This window comes from Sediminibacterium sp. FW305-C-61, assembly GCF_058231065.1.
In genome coordinates this window covers 325590-343957 of the sequence record NZ_JBIQXR010000004.1, presented here as the reverse complement: position 1 = coordinate 343957, position 18368 = coordinate 325590, and the positions used below count along the sequence as shown (strand labels likewise).

The 18368-nt window shown below is 41.1% G+C and carries 12 protein-coding genes; 7 read left to right on the top strand and 5 right to left on the bottom strand.

What is annotated here, in order from left to right; translation table 11 throughout:
- Positions 1–120 precede the first annotated feature (120 nt).
- On the top strand, positions 121–2193 hold the full coding sequence (locus tag ACH30E_RS12625) for a T9SS type B sorting domain-containing protein (RefSeq protein WP_490825099.1): 2073 nt from the start codon (positions 121–123) through the stop codon (positions 2191–2193).
- 5 nt (positions 2194–2198) lie between these two features.
- Here ACH30E_RS12625 and ACH30E_RS12620 read toward each other — a convergent pair whose 3' ends face one another.
- The 3 genes from ACH30E_RS12620 to ACH30E_RS12610 form a co-directional block, all read right to left on the bottom strand.
- Entirely contained in the window at positions 2199–9128 is a 6930-nt protein-coding gene (locus ACH30E_RS12620) for an Ig-like domain-containing protein (RefSeq protein WP_490825098.1), read from the bottom strand.
- 68 nt (positions 9129–9196) lie between these two features.
- A complete protein-coding gene (locus ACH30E_RS12615; RefSeq protein ID WP_490825097.1) occupies positions 9197–9943 on the bottom strand; it encodes a DUF2490 domain-containing protein in 747 nt (248 codons plus the stop codon).
- 57 nt (positions 9944–10000) lie between these two features.
- Positions 10001–11608, bottom strand: coding sequence for a S41 family peptidase (locus ACH30E_RS12610; RefSeq protein WP_490825096.1), 1608 nt, complete (start codon positions 11606–11608; stop codon positions 10001–10003).
- Between the two features lie 137 nt (positions 11609–11745).
- Between ACH30E_RS12610 and ACH30E_RS12605 the strand changes: the two genes are divergently transcribed.
- The 3 genes from ACH30E_RS12605 (at position 11746) to ACH30E_RS12595 (ending at position 14102) form a co-directional block, all read left to right on the top strand.
- On the top strand, positions 11746–12588 hold the full coding sequence (locus ACH30E_RS12605; protein ID WP_490825095.1) for an N-acetylglucosamine kinase: 843 nt from the start codon (positions 11746–11748) through the stop codon (positions 12586–12588).
- Between the two features lie 9 nt (positions 12589–12597).
- Positions 12598–13413, top strand: coding sequence for an N-acetylmuramic acid 6-phosphate etherase (gene murQ / locus ACH30E_RS12600; RefSeq protein ID WP_294992305.1), 816 nt, complete (start codon positions 12598–12600; stop codon positions 13411–13413).
- Positions 13414–13538: 125 nt separating this feature from the next.
- Positions 13539–14102 carry a hypothetical protein gene (locus ACH30E_RS12595; RefSeq protein ID WP_294992307.1) on the top strand — a complete coding sequence of 188 codons (564 nt, stop codon included), beginning with the start codon at positions 13539–13541 and terminating at the stop codon, positions 14100–14102.
- Positions 14103–14222: 120 nt separating this feature from the next.
- Here the strand turns inward: ACH30E_RS12595 and hutU are convergent, their stop codons facing one another.
- Positions 14223–15881 (bottom strand): urocanate hydratase, encoded by a 1659-nt coding sequence (gene hutU, locus ACH30E_RS12590; RefSeq protein ID WP_490825094.1) that lies wholly within the window; start codon positions 15879–15881, stop codon positions 14223–14225.
- A gap of 349 nt (positions 15882–16230) precedes the next feature.
- Here hutU and ACH30E_RS12585 point away from each other — a divergent pair, with 349 nt between their 5' ends.
- Together ACH30E_RS12585 and ACH30E_RS12580 are read left to right on the top strand one after the other, a co-directional pair.
- Complete coding sequence (locus tag ACH30E_RS12585) at positions 16231–16818, top strand: hypothetical protein (RefSeq protein WP_490825093.1); 588 nt, start codon at positions 16231–16233, stop codon at positions 16816–16818.
- Positions 16819–16867: 49 nt separating this feature from the next.
- Positions 16868–17023, top strand: coding sequence for a hypothetical protein (locus tag ACH30E_RS12580; protein WP_294992315.1), 156 nt, complete (start codon positions 16868–16870; stop codon positions 17021–17023).
- 70 nt (positions 17024–17093) lie between these two features.
- Here ACH30E_RS12580 and ACH30E_RS12575 read toward each other — a convergent pair whose 3' ends face one another.
- The gene (locus tag ACH30E_RS12575; RefSeq protein ID WP_294992318.1) at positions 17094–17405 is read right to left on the bottom strand and encodes a tetratricopeptide repeat protein; all 312 of its coding nucleotides are present in this window, start codon (positions 17403–17405) and stop codon (positions 17094–17096) included.
- A gap of 210 nt (positions 17406–17615) precedes the next feature.
- On the opposite strand from ACH30E_RS12575, the gene ACH30E_RS12570 reads away from it, so the two are divergent.
- Positions 17616–18356, top strand: a complete 741-nt coding sequence (locus ACH30E_RS12570) for an electron transfer flavoprotein subunit beta/FixA family protein (RefSeq protein WP_490825092.1) — start codon at positions 17616–17618, stop codon at positions 18354–18356.
- Positions 18357–18368: the final 12 nt, after the last annotated feature.

Here is an 18368-nt window from a genome sequence, read left to right as displayed (position 1 = left end):
ACCGGAGCCAGCAGTTTCCAATGGTATGTAAACGACTCTCTAGTAGGAATAAGTACTAACCTCAATTATACATTTATTACAGAAGGGAAATTTATCGTTACCCTGCGAGCTTTCAATGGGGTGTCTTGTTTTGCTTCATACCGTGATGAAGTAATTATTGGTTGTGGTGTTATAGCCAGGTTCTACAATAATAAAAAGACCATCGCCTCTAAAGCCAATATTTTGTTGGATAGCATTCTATTTACCAATCAATCACTAAACGCTACCAGTTATAGATGGTTGATGCGCAACGACAGTTCTTTAACGGAACAGGAAATATCTAATGCTACAAACCTCAATTATACATTTCAGGATCCAGGTCAACATTTTATCCGCTTGATTGCCAGTAACGGAACCTGCACTGACAGTACCAATATCTTAAATATCACTGTTTTTGACCCAACATCAGATGCATCATTGTATGTAGCGAGAGCGAATTGTTTCCAGGAAACAAAAGTCAGATTGGAATTAATTGTATGCAACAGTGGTTATAAACCTATTCCTGCCAAAACTCCCATTAGCTTTTACGACAGAAACCCATCGCTACCAAATGCCAAAAAAATAGATACCACATTAATTGTTCCGGATGAAATAAAAGGCCGGTGTTGCGGATATTATTATACACATATTATTGATATTGGATATCGCCACATAGATAGCTTATATGCAGTTGTGGGCGATTCAGGCAATTCAATACCTATAAGCTTACCTAACACGATTTTAAAAGAATTGAATTATGCCAATAATGCTCTTCGGGTAAATAATATCAGGTTCCGTGCCGTAGTATCTCCTCTTGATACAACCCTTGAACCAAATGACACCCTGTTAATCAATGGAGGAACTTTTCCGGACCCAAGTTTTACCTCAACTTATACCTGGACAGATGCAAAACAATTAAGTTGTACCTCCTGCCCCTCACCCATTTTTCTGGCAGATTCAAGCAGAATAAAACGATTGGTAGTAAGAAGTCAATATCAATGCCTCGACACTAGTTACGTTACCATAAAAGTGCCTCCCGTAAATGATTATACCGTATTAATTCAACAGGCTTATTGTTTATCCAAAGACAGTCTAGCAATAAGCTTCACCATACAAAATAGTTATAAAAAAGGGGTACTTCCCAAAAACCTTGAACTTAGCTTTTATAAGGGGGACCCAACTACTGATACTGCAATCTTATTAGGCCCTGTATTTAAACTTACGGATACCATTTTCGCTTTATCGCAATCATTCACCCGATCTATTAAGCATATCGGCACAGGTATTATATATGCCTCCATTAACGACAATGGAAATAACATTAAAATACTTCCGCAAAGCAGGTCTTTCTCTGAAAAGGATAGTACAAATAATATAGACACTTTTCTATATCAACCACCCGTAACAATTGTAAATATTACCATTTGCGGGAATGAACAATATATGGGTTACTCAACTACCGGAACTTATACAGATGTATTTACAGGGGCTAATAGCTGCGACAGTGTACGTCTTTTAAACCTGACCGTAAACCCATTGAAATTCACCAACCGTAATCTGATAATCTGCCGGGGCGATTCTGTGGTACTCGGAGGAACATGGAGAAACAGCAGAGGGGTTTACACCGATTCTTTAAAGACCTACCTGGGTTGCGACTCTATAGTGGTTACCAATCTTTACCTGGTAGATACACCCGCACAATTCTTACCCAGAGACACTATCATCTGTAGTACGGCAACATACACTATTGATTTACCAAACTATACCAACTACAACTGGAGCGATGGAAACACGCAAAATCCAAGGGCTATTACACAGGCAGGCAATTACGAGTTACAGGTTCGCGACAAAAACGGATGTTATGGAACCGACCAAATAATCATTGGCACTACATACTGTGTTGACATCATGATACCTAATGCCTTCACTCCAAATGGTGATGGTAAAAATGAAGCATTCAAGCCACTGATACCAGTACCATTACCCGGATACAGGATGCAAATCTTCAATAGATGGGGTGTATTGGTATTTGACACAATTGATACAAATAAGGGATGGGATGGTAATGTAAGCGGACAACCACAACCATCAGGCACTTATGTTTATAAGATAAATTATAAAACGCCTTTAGGTAAAGACCAACAGCAATCAGGCACTTTAGTATTAATCAGATAACCCAACTATTTGAGTATTGTAACTGATCCGGAGAATACCCCCTGAATTATTTTTGGAATGATAATGTAATAATATGTGGCAAATGGAAGTGGCTGTCCTTCATACCTTCCATCCCAAGGTGTCTTGTATCCATTGGTGTAGAATACCCGCTTCCCTGTCCTATCGAACACACTTACTTCTGCATCGGGGTATTTATTGAGCTCTGGAATTACCCAGGTATCATGAATACCATCACCATTAGGTGTAAATACATTCGGGATGGGGAAAGGTTTTAAAACGGTGATAGCAATTTCATCCGTAGCGACACATCCATTGGTACTTACTACAGTTAATCGAAGGGTTTGGTCAGCATTGCCCCTGAAAACCGGCGTACGTAAATTAGGATTATTCAGAAAATTAGCTGGCGACCATTGAAAAGATTGTATCGCACCATTAATCAACGGATTTAAAGTATATGGCGTATTCTCGAAAACCAATACATCTTTTCCCGCATCAACTTCTGGTATAGGAGCCAGATTTACAACCAGTTCATCAGTCGCCGCAAGACAGTTTCCATTGCCTGTAGATGTAGCGATAAGCCGAATACTATTTAAAGTACGATCGCGATCTGAAAAAATATAGTTTGCATTAGAGTTATTAGATGCATCAAACGAACCTGTACCGTTGGTTGACCACCTAACGCCAGTTGCATTGCGAAACAATGCACTCACCGTCAGCATTGAATCATTTGCACACACCACTTTATTTGCTCCTACATCTACAAATGGAGCATCGGTAATTTGTACAACAATTGACGCATTGATAGCACCACAGGAACCATTATTGGTTGAAGTAAGCGTTAACTGAACAAAACCATTCGCTGTATCAGTGCTACTCGGCAAATAAGTATTATTCAAACTACCTGCTCTTGTACCGAAACGACCAGTACCACTTGTAGACCATATACCACTGGTGGTTCCGCCACTAACCGTTCCGGAAAGATTAACCAAAGCATTATTGGCACAAACTACCTGATCGCTTCCCGCATCTACTACCGCAAGTTTATCAACTGCAACTTGTAGATAAGAAGTATCACTTACACATCCATTAACTGTTACAGCCAACCCATATTTTCCTGTATCTCTCAGTGCCGCTGTATTGATCAATGGGTTTTGCAGAGAAGAAGTATAACCATTCTCTCCAATCCATTTATAAGTTGCACCAGCAACAGCACCAGCATTGAATTGCAATTGTGTGTTGATACATACAGGACTATTACTGCTTATCGTTGGGGCAGTTGGTTCGGGTATTACATTAATATTTACAGAACTGTTATTGCTGATGCAACCATCTACTGTGACGGATGCTGTATAAATACCTGAGCGATTTAATTTTACAGAATCAAAATATGGGTTTTGTGCATTACTGGTAAATCCATTTGGGCCAGACCAGTTATAAATAGCGCCAGTAACTGTATTTAGCCTGAGTAATAAAGGTCCATTTTCACATATCGGCGCAACCGTATTTATTACAGGTGCTGCGGGTGTTGGTTTCAGCACAGTTGTTATACTATTACTTGCACCCGGACATCCAGCTACTGCAACTGCTACCTGATAATTTCCCGCAAGTAACGCGCTCATAGATGCAAAAGAAATATTGCGTGTATTGGCTGTAAATCCATTTGGTCCCGACCAGGTATACACACCAGCAACAACACTATCTGCCGTAAGTTGCAAAGGTCTTCCCTGACATGCAGGGCCACTACTGTTGATATTTACTGCTCCAGGTAAAGGATTAACGATCGCTGTAATCGTATTCGACGGACCTGCACATCCATTAACAGTAACTGAAGCTGTATAAACTCCTGCATTGTTTAACCCTGCATTTGTAACAAGAGGGTTCTGTAAATTTGATACAAACCCTGCTGGGCCTGTCCAGCTATAGCTGGCGCCCGAAATATTTGCCGCATTTAATTGCAAAGTATTTCCAACACAAACTGCCCCACCTGTACTTAATACAGGGGCGGTAGGAAGTGGGTTCACTACCACATTCACGATATTGTTTGCACTTCTGCACCCATTCACTAAGATATTCACCGCATAATTACCAGCCATAGCGGCAGTAATAGACGAGATTGCCGGACTCTGTGCATTACTGACAAAACCTGCTGGTCCCGACCAACTATATATAGCACCTGAGATCGATCCTGCACTCAACACCAATGTTCCATTTTCACATACAGGTGATACCGGATCAATGGTTGGTGGATTTGGTGTAGGTTTTAGCGTTGCATCAATTAAATTCGGAGAACCTGTACATCCGGCAACAGCAATAACCAGTTGATAAGTACCTGCTGTTGATGTACTCATAGACGGAATTACAAATGTTCGATCCGTAGAAGAAAAACCATTCGGGCCCGACCATTGATAAGATGCTGAGGGTACAGCATCTGCCGTAATTGTAAGCGGATCCGCAATACAGGTTGGACCAGTACTACTAATATTTACAGGGCCTGGCAATGGATTAACTACTGCATTAACCGTAGCGGATGGCCCAGCACATCCATTCACTGTTACAGATGCAGTATATGTTCCGGCATTAGCCAATGATACGTTTGTGACTATTGGATTTTGTGTACTGGCTGTAAACCCTGCGGGTCCAGACCAATTATATGTTGCCCCTGATATATTCCCAGCATTGAGCTGTAATGTATTTCCAACACATGCTGGTCCACCGGTACTTAAACCAGGTGCGGCTGGTAAAGTATTCACCACAACATTCACGGAATTATTCGCACTTCTGCAACCATTCACAACTATATTCACTGCATAATTACCTGCCATTGCAGTTGTAATAGCGGTAATTGCCGGACTTTGTGTATTGCTTATAAATCCAGCGGGGCCTGTCCAGCTATACGTTGCTCCTGAAACCAAAGCAGCATTGAGTACAAGTGTACCGTTTTCACAAACAGGCGAAACAGGGTCTATCGCAGGAGCAGATGGTGTAGGTTTTAATGTTGCATCAAAAGTATTGGCTAAACTCGGACAACCTGCAACAGATACAACAACTTGATAATTGCCCACAGTACTACTACTCATAGATGGAATAACAAACTCACGATCCGTAGATACAAAACCATTGGGGCCTGTCCAATAATAATTAGCTGCCGGTAATGCATCAGCGGCAATTCGAAGTTGTTCGGCATTACACACTGGTCCGGTACTGGAAATGGGTACTGCGGAAGGCAATGGATTAACTACTACTGCCATACTAGCCGAAGGTCCGGTACAACCGTCTACGGTAATTGCAAGCGAATAATTTCCTGCATTAGCAAAACCTGCTGCACTGATGACAGGTTCTCTCAACGTACTTGAAAAACTATTTGGGCCTGTCCATTGATAACTCGCACCCAATATAATCGGCGTGCTTAACGAAACATCCTGACCCACACAAACTGGTGATGAATTTGAAACAGTTGGAGCGGCAGGGATAGCTTTAATAATTTGGTTTACAGATCCAGTCAGGCTTGTACATCCATCCACAATAATGCTTACGGTATAGTTACCTCCATTTACACCTGATGCATTCAGGATTTGGGGCTCACGATTGGAAGAGTTAAAAGCTGATGGCCCTGTCCATAAAAAAGTTGCTCCCGAAACATTAGGTGTCGAAAGCTGTATGGTTCCACCCGCACAAACAGGTCCAGTATTTGTAGCCGTAGGTGTGGCGGGTATTGGTTTTACCGTTACCGTATAATTGAATGGTGCGCCCGTACAACCATTTGCTGTGGGCACAATCTGGTATACAACATTGATAGCATTAGTAGTAATATTATTGAGTGATTCGGTAATTGTATTTGTCGTTTGCCCAGAAATAACCGGATTATTTATGTTTACGACCGCTGCCCTACTCCACGTAAAACTGCTTGAAGGGATATCTGCTCCAATTGAATAATTTTGAGCAATGCCAGAACATACATTTCCTGTTGACGATGTATTGATTGATGGTAAAGGTTTAACTGGAACTACTATAGATTGCTTATTACTTGTACACCCATCTGATGACGTTGCTGAAATATAAAAGGTCGAATTACTAGTAAGTATTCCTGTTGTAAAATTAGTTCCGGATTGCAATTCAGTTATATCATTGGCATTTGCAAACCACTTGTAAGTTCCACCCGGGGCAGTTGCAATAAGAGTCGCTGTATTCCCAGAACATACTGAAGGTATTGTCACAGACGGAAGCGCTGGGGTTGGCTTAACTTCGATTGTTAAATCATCACTAACTGCAGCACATGCCCCAACTGGATCATCCGTTGTAAGTCGGATCGTTATAAATGTTTGTCCAACAGCAGGAGTAAATGAACTAGAAAGTGCCCCTGAGTTAGAAAAATTTCCTTGCCCTCCCCCTACTATTGACCATGCCCCTGAAGAAGCTGTACCACCTATAATTCCATTTAAAGCAATTGGCTGACCTTCACATCCAATTTTGTTAGAGCCTGCATCAACTGTAGGTGGAGGAGAAACAGTGATTTGAATCGTTGCCGAAACTGTTACACAACCTCCTGCTCCTGTTATTGTATTTGTTATGAAATAAGTATTTGCACTGGTATTTGAAAAATCAATTTCACCAGTTGAGTTATTCTGAAATGTTAATCCCGCAGGCGTACTCGTAAACACACCTGGTGTTGCGCTTCCGGAAAATACAGGTGTAGCATTCGATTGATTAACACAAAACTGTCCGCTTATATAATTGAAATTGGGGTCTGGGCTATTATTAATAATATTAACTGTAACGCTTCTAGAATAACTACATGATCCGCTTACAACACTCAAAGTAACTGTGTAAGAGCCAACTGGTGTTGCAGTCAAATCAATCTCTCCAGTTGTAGCATTTATGACTAATGATCCTGTTCCAGAGAAAGTTCCACTTACCCCAGGTGCTATATAATTTGGCACAGGCGGTGTCGGATCTGATTTACAGAATGTACTCGAAGGGTATGTGAATACAGGATTCTGTATCGCCGTAACACTTACTGTTGCTGTAGCTCTACTACTCACACAACCTGCTGCAGAAGTTGCCGATACATAATAATTTACTGATGCATTTAAAACTGGTGAAGTGTATGAAGAATTAATAACTAATAAATCTCCACCAATTGCTGCATTATACCACCTATATGTATCCCCTGATGAACTAACTGAAACAGTTGCGGTATTACCACCACATATACTTGCATTGTTTACCGTTGGTGCAGCTGGGGTTGGGTTAACCGTTACCGTTACTGCAGTTCGACCCGCACTGGCACATCCATTAACCGTGGTTTGTACATAATAAGTAGTTGTGCTATTTAAAACCGGAGTAGTAAAGGCAATACCTGTTCCAATACTATTTCCCAATACGGCCGCATCCCACCATTCATAGGTACCTCCAGGAGCGGTAGCAGTTAATGTACTCGTATTACCACTACAAATTGATGTACCTGCTATTGTTGGATTAGCAGGAATACTATTTACGCTAACCGTAACGGCTGTTCGAGGACCAACACATCCATTGTTTTCAGCCTGCACATAAAAAGTAGTTGCAGTGTTAAGCGCAGAAGTTGTATACCCTGCAGTAGAGACAAGTAGGTTACCTCCAGATGCAGCATCGAACCATTTAAAACCATCACCAGCTCCGCCGCTTGCATTCAGTGAGGCTGTCTGACCAGCGCATATGGTGGCACCAGTAGCTGTAGGTGCTGCAGGTATGGCATTTACTGTTACCGTTACTGCTGTTCGGCTACCTGTACATCCATTATTTGCCTGTACGTAATAAGTTGTATTGGCAAACAAAACAGGTGTTGTAAAACTATTTCCGGTTGCAATTGCAGTACCTCCTGAGGCTACAGTAAACCATTCCTGTGTTCCTACGGGCGATGTTACCGTTAATGTTGCCGTATTACCTGCACAGATACTCACTGGTGCAACCGTTGGTGCAGATGGTGTAGCAGCGGCAACAACCGTTACATTACCAACTTCATTCGGACAGCCCACAGTATTATCCGCCACACTTACTGAATAATTTCCTACCACTGATGCTGTAATTCCTGCGGCTGTTGATCCAGTACTCCAGGCATAAGTATAGGGAGGATTACCACCACTAACTGTTGCATTTAGTGAAACAGACGCCCCATTACACAATGCCGGATTTGTTGGATTGATGCTTACCGTCATTGGAGATACCGTGTAAACACGAATGGTATCTCTACGCAGACCAGTACAAGCACCAGTACCACTAACTTCATAATCAATATAAGCAGGTGCACCTGTAGTCGGAGTTACCGTTACACTTGTTACACCAGATGTAGCACTTAAATAACTATCATATGCATTTGCGGCACCTGGAAATATTGATCGCCAACCCACAGTAGCGGCAGATACACCAGTTACGCTCATTGTACCTGAGCAATTCTGCCTTAATACTAAATCTGCCGAACCTTTGATTATACTGGAAGCAGTAATGGTATAATTTACTTTGTTGCCTCCTGGTTTACAAAAAGAAATACATACACTGGTCAAACCAGTAATACACGCCGGAGTACCAATAGGTATTAATGCCCCACAGTTTATAGAATAAAAACTTGCGCCAGTTAACTGATCCGCAGTAAAATTCAAAAGATCCGAACCAGGATTAAGCATTACATTAAACCTGATACAACGATCGTCTTCACCAGACGTTCCAACACAGGCAGTGCCGTTTCTTGCTGCATTGAGTGTCCATGAGGTATCTTTTGCAGCAGAAAAATTGATATCATAAATAGGTGAAGTACCAGTACCGCATTGGGCAAAAATGTCGGTCGAAAAAAACAATAGAGATAAAACAATAAAAAGGCAGAAAGACTTATTTAAAAAGCCTTCCGGATTATGGGCCCTCACATATAAGCCTAATTTTATATGGGTATTGGATGTCAACAAACTCAACAATAAAAATACGAAAAATCAGGCTGATTGGTTGTTTACACACTCCCCTAAAGCACTGATTATTACTTGCGTAAGTCTAAATTTTGCAAAAATGCCACTCTCAGGGCATTAATATTCCGGTACTGGTTTCCGCCGGCTGTTTGAATAAACGTATTCAGGTATCCAAATTGAAGGTTTTGATTTGCATCTAACTGGTAGTTCAAGCCCAGGAAAAAGCGATTTTGGTCAAAATAATTATTCACTATCTCTTTGCCGAAATTGATGTGTAATTCATCATTTATAATCGCCGACAATTTTTTAGGTATCAACCCATCCGCCGCTAAAGGTATCTGATAGAGTATATTATACCTCATCCTGAAATTAAATGCCCAGCTATTATCTAGTTCTGTATTACTCAGGTAACGTTTCCGATACCTTTCTTCCAAACGTATGTACTGAATAAGTCTGGTCCGCTTATTTTTTGTAAACCATTGTACCTGCTGCCATGGACGGTGTTCAGGCTGCGAGAGTTTAATATTATCGTTCGCAGGATAATTATTGATATAACCGTAGCCCAATGTTAACCGCACGTTATCATCCACAAAATAAGTTAACCCAACCCTGGCAATACCTGTTGAAAAATGACTCACTAAATCTTCCCTGGTTCTGATCTGAAAATCGCCCCATAAACCCCATTTATTTGAAAGCCTTGTTTGATTAAAGTAAGCAAGCCAAACCTGGGAAGCATGTGATGTTGTTTTAGGTTGGGCTTTTACATCGGAAACACAAACAACTAAAATAGCGACAATAATAGATAGCTTCATTTTCATGAACCGGCATTTAATTCAATTAATCTTGCTGCTCAGGGTAAATAACTTTAATCCCGGTTATTTCAGGGATTCCAACGCTTTTATAACAGTCTGATCTGTTTTATTCTGCAGTTCATAATAACCTTCTGTTCTCCAAATCTGTCTGGCCATCATAAGTTGTACATTATGCAATAGGAATTTTTTATCCTTTGCTGAAGCTCCTGCCAGTTTTATACTGTCTTTTGCTGCAAATGCCACCAATTGCTGCCACTCAGATTCACCCGGTAAATATTGCCCATAAAGGTCATCTGGGGTTTTATAGCTATTAAATTTTTCGCTCTGGCTAAGGTATAAACGATAAACAAAATTATTCATCGTATTCTTATAGTACATGGCCATTAAAGCGGTGTCGAGCCTGGTAGTATCGTAGGCTACAAATATATCAGGGGTTATGCCACCACCGCCATAAACCATTCTACCTCCTGGTGTTTTATAAGATGTGCCGATTGGTTTCACGGTATCCGCTTTTACCAATTCTCCGTTGTGCCAGCGGGACACCAGGTCTTCCTCATATTTTGCCTTCCCTTTATCATATGGCTTCTGAATATTTCTACCCAATGGAGTAAAATAACGGGCAATCGTTAATCTTACAGCACTGCCATCCGATAACTGAAACTGCTGTTGTACCAACCCTTTACCAAAAGAACGTCGTCCAATAATAGTGGCCCTATCCCAATCCTGTAATGCCCCACTTAACACCTCACTGGCTGAGGCTGATGTCTCATCTACCAGCACCACAAGCTTTCCTTTTTCAAATAGTCCGTCACGCTTACAACGGTATTCCATTTTAGGCACATGTTCCCCCTCCGTGTAAACAATCAGTTTGTCTTCATCCAAAAACTCATCCGCTATATCAGTTGCTTCTTTTAATAATCCACCTCCATTTCCACGCAGGTCAAGGATTAGTTCTTTCATACCCAATGCCTGTAATCGCTCGAGTTGTTGCATAAACTCTTCATAGGTTGGCTCTCCAAAACGATTGATCCTGATAAAACCAACACCCGGTGATATCATGTAAGAAACGTCTACAGTAGGAACAGGGATGGTTCCACGCTGTATGGTAATTTTCTTCTCAACGCCATTTCTTAATACAGTCACCTGCACTTTAGAATCAGCAGACCCCCTTAAGGTAGCCCTTACCTGTTCTGATTTAATTTTAACTCCTGCCAGAGAAATAGTGTCATTTACTTTAATCAGTCTGTCACCAACCATCATTCCAGCTTTCTCAGAAGGACCTCCCTTTATTACCGTAACCACATGTACCGTATCACTAAACAATTGAAACTCTACCCCTATACCCTGAAAATTACCCATCAGTTCTTCATTCACTTCCATGAGGTCCTTAGCCGGAATATAAACAGAATGCGGGTCGAGACGTGATAATAACTCATCTGCCGCAACCTGACTAATACTATCGATTTTTACAGGATCTACATATTTACTTCTAACCAACTCGACCAATTCCTGTAAGGCACTGCTCTTTTTTAAGCTTAAAAAACGGTTACCCTGTGTTTTATCTCTTAACTGGTAACCAATCATCATACCGAATACCATTACCAAGGCAAACAAAATCGGCAACCAAACCTTCAACTTATTATTTCCCATACTGCAAATATCGTAATTCATCGTTTAAGTTCTTTGTCTCTTGGGATGAATGGCTAACAGGCATTAGTATAGTTAATCAATCAATAAAATGAGTTGATTTCTCATTAAAATTTTCGTACTTCGTGGCTTCTTCTATTATCCGGTTTCAAAATGATTCTATGCCTGTAAGTTTAATTGCTGATAGTGGTGCCACCAAATGTGAATGGTGTGTACTAGAAAATGGTAAAAAAATCAAATCTATCATTACCCAAGGAATCAGCCCTTATTTCTTATCAGGACCAGAAATTATTGTATTACTTGAGAAAGAATTACTCCCTAAGCTGAAGAAATTCACCGTAAAACAGGTCTTTTTTTACGGAACCGGACTCGCTAACCCTAAAAATGTTACCGTACTCAAATCTGTATTGAAAAAATTGTTCCCAGCATCAAAAGCTGAGGTACAGAACGACTTACTCGCTGCAGCAAGGGCTCTTTGCGGAAAACAGAAAGGTATTGCCTGCATTCTCGGAACCGGCGCCAATTCCTGTTTTTTTAACGGTAAGAAAATGGTAAAAAACAGTCCAGGACTCGGTTATGTGCTTGGCGATGAAGGAAGCGGTGCCTATCTGGGCAAAAAAGTAATACAGTATTACCTGTATAATACCTACGACGAAGAACTTAAAGCAAGGTTTGAAAAACGTTTCCAGACTACCCCAATGGAAATACTGGAAAATGTTTACAAGAAACCGCTCGCCAACCGATACCTCGCTTCTTTTGCCATATTTCTGGCCGAGAACAGAGGACACTATATGATTGAAAACATTATTGAAGACGGATTAAACGACTTCTTTTTCACCCATTTATACAAGTACAGGGAAAGCTGGACCCACCCTATTCATTTTGTTGGCAGTATTGCATTTGGTTTCAAAGATGTATTAAAAGACCTTTGTAACACATACGAACTGGAATTGGGCAGGGTATTGAAAGCACCCATGCAAGGACTAATTGAATATCACCGCTAAAAAAGCATTATGGCTGAGTTTATTAAAGTAACAGAACAGACTTCAACGTACAGGCATCTGGAAAAAATGTCGATCCAGGAATTGCTGACCAATATCAACAACGAGGATAAAATGGTTCCCAACGCAGTGGAGAAAGCCATTCCCCAGATCGAAAAACTGGTAGCAGCAATCGCTGACAAAATGCTTGCAGGTGGCAGACTGTTTTATATCGGCGCAGGCACCAGTGGCAGACTTGGGATTGTTGATGCAAGTGAATGTCCACCAAGCTTTGGGGTTCCTTACGGACTTGTTATAGGCATCATCGCAGGTGGAGATAAAGCGATTACACAGGCAGTTGAATTTGCAGAAGACAGCACCGAACAAGGTTGGGCAGATTTACAAAGACATTTTGTTAGTGATAAAGATGTGGTGGTTGGACTTGCAGCGAGTGGTACAACACCTTATGTAATCAGCGCATTAAAAGAGTGTCGCAAACAAGGAATTATTACAGGAAGTATCAGTTGTAACCCAAATAGCCCAGTGTCAAGAGAAGCAGATTTTCCGGTGGAAGTAGTGGTTGGACCAGAATTCGTTACAGGAAGTACCCGCATGAAAAGTGGTACGGCGCAGAAACTTGTATTGAATATGGTTTCAACTGCCGTAATGATTCAGCTTGGCCGTGTGGAAGACAACAAAATGGTAAACATGCAACTGAGCAACGTAAAACTGGTTGACAGAGGAGTGAAAATGGTGATGGAAAACCTCAAAATAACTGAATACGAAGTTGCTAAAGACCTGTTACTCAAACATGGCAGCGTAAAGAAAGCTGTGGAGGCAGCAGGGTGAGAAAACAGAGGAATAAGAAATATGAAATAAGAAATATGAAAGTTTGATTTAGGCGTCTATTGAACATTTCACATTCATTTTTCGGTCCTTATTCCTTATTTCTTATTTCTTATTTCTTATTTTCTATGCACGACATTGAGCCTTTTTATAACTGGCGGCATATTTACGTTTCTGAGGAGGATCAACGTTCCCCTTTTTTTGGACGTACATACAGTGAGTTTGAATTTTCTCAGACAGTTTACAATTATTACATCCATCCGCAATGGGATGATTTTGGCAGCAGAACCTTATACCTGAAAGTAATCTATGTTGATTATGAACTGAATTTCGCTGTAATCGAATTGCTTGGGGAGTGGAACGATGCCATTGAAAACGATATCATGGAACTGAAACGTGAAGTGATGGATATGTTTTACAAACAGGGCATCACCAAATACATTCTCATTGCAGAAAATGTAATGAACTTTCACAGCAGCGACAAAGAATATTACCAGGAATGGTTCGATGAACTCACCGAAGAAAACGGATGGGCTGTGGCTTTAAATATGAGCGAAGCCGCTCAATATGATTTCAAAAAGAAAAAATTAAACTACTACATCGAATTAATGGATCTTCCGGAATGGCGTACCTATAAGCCCTACCATCTTTTCAAAAAGATTGATGATCTCCTGATGAAAAGACTTGATTGATTACAGCGATATGGGGGTTAGGGGTTAGGTATTAGGTATTAGGCACTAGGTACTGGGTTGCAGGTATGGTCATACTATATAAAAGACCTAACACCTAACACCTAATCCCTCCCTCATAAGTTACAAGCCCAGGTTATGCTTAACTAAAGTTTGTTGTGCTAATTCATATCCTGCATCTGCATGTCTGATTACACCCATTCCAGGATCGTTCCTAAGTACGCGTGATAAACGTTGTGCGGCGGCATCGGTACCATCTGCCACAATTACCATTCCGGCATGTATACTGTACCCCATACCTACTCCACCGCCATGGTGCAAACTTACCCAGCTTGCTCCTCCGGCAGTATTTACCAAAGCATTTAATATTGGCCAATCAGCCACAGCATCGCTCCCATCGAGCATTGCTTCTGTTTCGCGGTTAGGTGATGCAACAGATCCTGTATCAAGATGATCACGCCCAATAACAATTGGTGCTTTTACTTTTCCTGTCTTCACCAATTCATTAAACGCCAGACCCGCTTTTTCACGCTCTCCTTGTCCGAGCCAGCAAATTCTGGCTGGTAGTCCCTGAAAGGCAATCCTTTCCTTAGCCATCTTCATCCATCGTTGCATCGATTTATTTTCAGGGAATAGATTAATAATCAATTCATCCGTAACAGCAATATCTGCCGGATCTCCACTAAGTGCTGCCCAGCGGAAAGGACCCTTTCCTTCACAGAACAAAGGACGAATATAGGCAGGTACAAATCCTGGAAAATCAAAGGCATTAGTTAACCCATGCTCCTGGGCTCGGGCTCTAAGATTATTACCGTAATCAAATGTTACTGTGCCTGAAGCTTGTAATTCAAGCATCAGTTCAACATGCAATTTCATACTATCATAAGCAAGTGCAATGTATGCTTCGGGATCTTTTTCTCTTAGTGTATTTGCTGCATTATTATCTAAAGTATGCGGTACATAACCAATGAGTGGATCATGTGCCGAAGTTTGATCAGTAAGTACATCTACCCTGACTTTTCTTTCAATTAACTTTTGCAGCAATTGAACTGCATTGCACAGAACACCAATACTCAAACGTTCGCCTTTTTCTTTGGCAATGATTGCTCTGTCGATCGCTTCATCTATATCAACAAATTTCAGGTCAAGGTATTTTGTTTCAATTCGCTTATCAATGCGCCATTCTTCCACTTCGGCGCAAAGTGCTACCCCATCACACATAGTAATAGCAAGTGGTTGTGCACCACCCATACCGCCTAATCCTGCTGTTACGCTAAGTGTTCCTTTCAGTGATCCATTAAAGTGTTTATCTGCAACCGCTGCAAAAGTTTCATAAGTTCCCTGTACAATACCTTGTGAGCCTATATAAATCCAGGAACCGGCGGTCATTTGCCCGTACATCATCAATCCCTTTTGCTCCAATTCCGTAAAATGTTTCCAGTTGGCCCAATTAGGCACCAATTGTGAGTTGGAAAGTAAAACCCTTGGTGCATCCGCATGGGTTTTCATAATTGCAACAGGCTTACCACTTTGAATCAACAGGGTTTCGTCGTTTTCCAGTTTTTTCAGGGATTGTATAATCAGGTCCAGGCTTTCAATATTTCGTGCTGCTTTACCCCTTCCTCCGTAGACAATTAATTCTTCTGGTCTTTCTGCCACTGCAGGATCCAGATTATTCAATAACATCCTTAAGGCAGCTTCCTGCACCCATCCTTTACAGTTTAATGTTGTTCCGGTAGGTGTCTTGTATTTTGCAAAATCATAGGCTGTAGTAACAGACATAGCAATTCGTTTTTGAGGGCATCAAAGTACAATTTTATCCTGAACGATCGCTATCCCGCCGGTGATTTAAAAAGCAATGTAGTTTTCTCCACTTTGCCTGAACAGTCGTTAAATTACACGACTGTATTTTAAACAGATTTCAATATAGCCCATCTAACAGGCAGTGCAAAAGAATCCAATACAAGGCAATCGCATAAAGATGTGATTCTCCTGAAACCCTTTACAGCAAAGCATTTCATAAAATCATGCGCATTCACCATTCAGGGTTCACAATTCACCAATTTTCACAGTTTACATTTTCGCTGCAACGCAGAATAATTTGTTTTGGTCATAGAAAAAAAATTCAACCATGTACAAGCAAATTTTAACAGCAGCAGGAATCGGCCTGCTTTTCGCCAGTTGTAGTAAAAATGATAACACTAGCCCACAGGTATCTATGGCATACCTAAACCTTAATAATACAGTTGTAACTGCCACTACCCCCTTAACAATCGATCTGAATAATGATGGCACTGTTGATTTCCGTGTAACTACAGAGTTAAGTCAGGATATTAGTTCCGGAAGCGATTTACTTGAATTCAGGGTAACCAGTCTTGCCCAGAACCAGATATTGATGAAAGATGACAGAACACCTGCAAGGAAAGAAGAAAATGTGCCTATTTACATTACGGATGAGTTACCCTATCAATGGAATACCCAGTTATCTGCTGCAATTGTAACGCGGGTTATTCCTACAGATATAGCCAATAGTTACTGGCAGGGAACATGGTTGAACCATTCCAATAAATATCTGCCTGTAAAACTGGTAAAAGATGGGGCTTCGTATTTGGGATGGATACAGATTTCTTTTAGTAACACAGTTCCTATGGGAATCATTGTGCATGATGCTGCTTATAACAAAATAGCGGGTCAACCGATAAAAGCGGGTCAAAAATAAAGGCCTTAGAAATTATTTGTCATCCTGTATATTTGAGAAAAAGCAGTATATGGGATTACCAGTAAATAACAAAAAAGCAGGCAAGGCAGGAGCCGCTGGACAAAAGACCGGTGGTCAAGCCTCCAAATTCATCTCCAAACCAGGCACAAAAGCCGTAGGTGTAGCAAAAAAACCGATTAAAACCGGCGGATCAAGAGGAAGCTAGGGGAAGATGGCTGATGTCGGATGGCTGATGTCGGATTTGACATAATAAATCAGCCATCCGACATCAGCCATTAATACACCAGATCCTCATACGCTGCTCTCAATTCATTAAGTGAGTGGTTATCTCCTGCTGCTTTTGCGGCTTCCATGCCTTTTTCGTACCACTGAATGGCTAGATCAGTTTGCTGTAGCTGTTCCAATAATTTCGCCAGGTGATAGTATGATCCTACATAATCAGGTGAGTCGGTGAGTATTGCTTCGAATAACTCCCTCGCCTCCACCAGTTTACCAATTTTCACATATTCTAATGCCAAAGCATGTCTCAGAAAATTGTCTTTAGGCTGTTGCTCCAAAAATGCAAGTATCCTGGGTATTTTATCCATAATGTAAAGATAGTGGTCCGTGAATTGTGAATGGTGAATGGTCAATACGACTATCCGATATTGACCATTCACCATTCACAATTCACCTATTCGTAAAAATTTCCCCTGTTAAAAAAAATATCCGAACCTTTGCCGGAAACAAAAGCTCCTTATATTTGTTTAATAGTTGCATAAACAACTAATTATTATATCAAAACCTAATAGAGAAGTATGAAAATCCTGGTTTGTGTAAGCAAGACACCCGACACCACTTCTAAAATTGCCTTTACCGACGGTAACAGCAAATTTGATGAGAATGGTGTTCAGTGGATCATTAATCCTTACGACGAATGGTATTCGCTGGTGAGGGCGATTGAATTGAAAGAAAAAGATCCTTCTACTATCGTTCACCTCGTAACGGTGGGTGGTTCAGATGCAGAACCGATTATCCGCAAAGCATTGGCTTTGGGTGGAGATGAAGCCATTCGTATTAATGCAGATGGTAGCGACAGCTATTATATCGCTTCACAAATTGCAGCCATTGCAAAAGATGGTTATGACCTGGTTTTCACCGGAAAAGAAACCATCGATTACAACGGCTCTTCCATAGGTGCAATGGTAGCTGAATTACTGGATGCTCCCTATATTTCTCTCGCTACCAAATTTGAATTAAATGGAAATACAGCCACTGTTACCCGCGAGATTGAAGGTGGTGAAGAGGTTGCTGAAATGACATTACCTGCGGTTGTAAGTTGCCAGAAAGGTGTAGCCGAGCAGCGTATACCCAACATGAGAGGTATTATGGCTGCCCGTACCAAACCCCTTAAAGTGGTTGAGCCCGTTGCGGTTGATGCACTCACCAGTGTAGCCAGTTTTGAATTGCCACCAGCGAAAGCAGGTGTTAAACTGGTTAGTCCTGATAACGTAGGCGAACTGGTTAGATTATTACATGAAGAAGCAAAAGCGATCTGATAGGATTGCCGA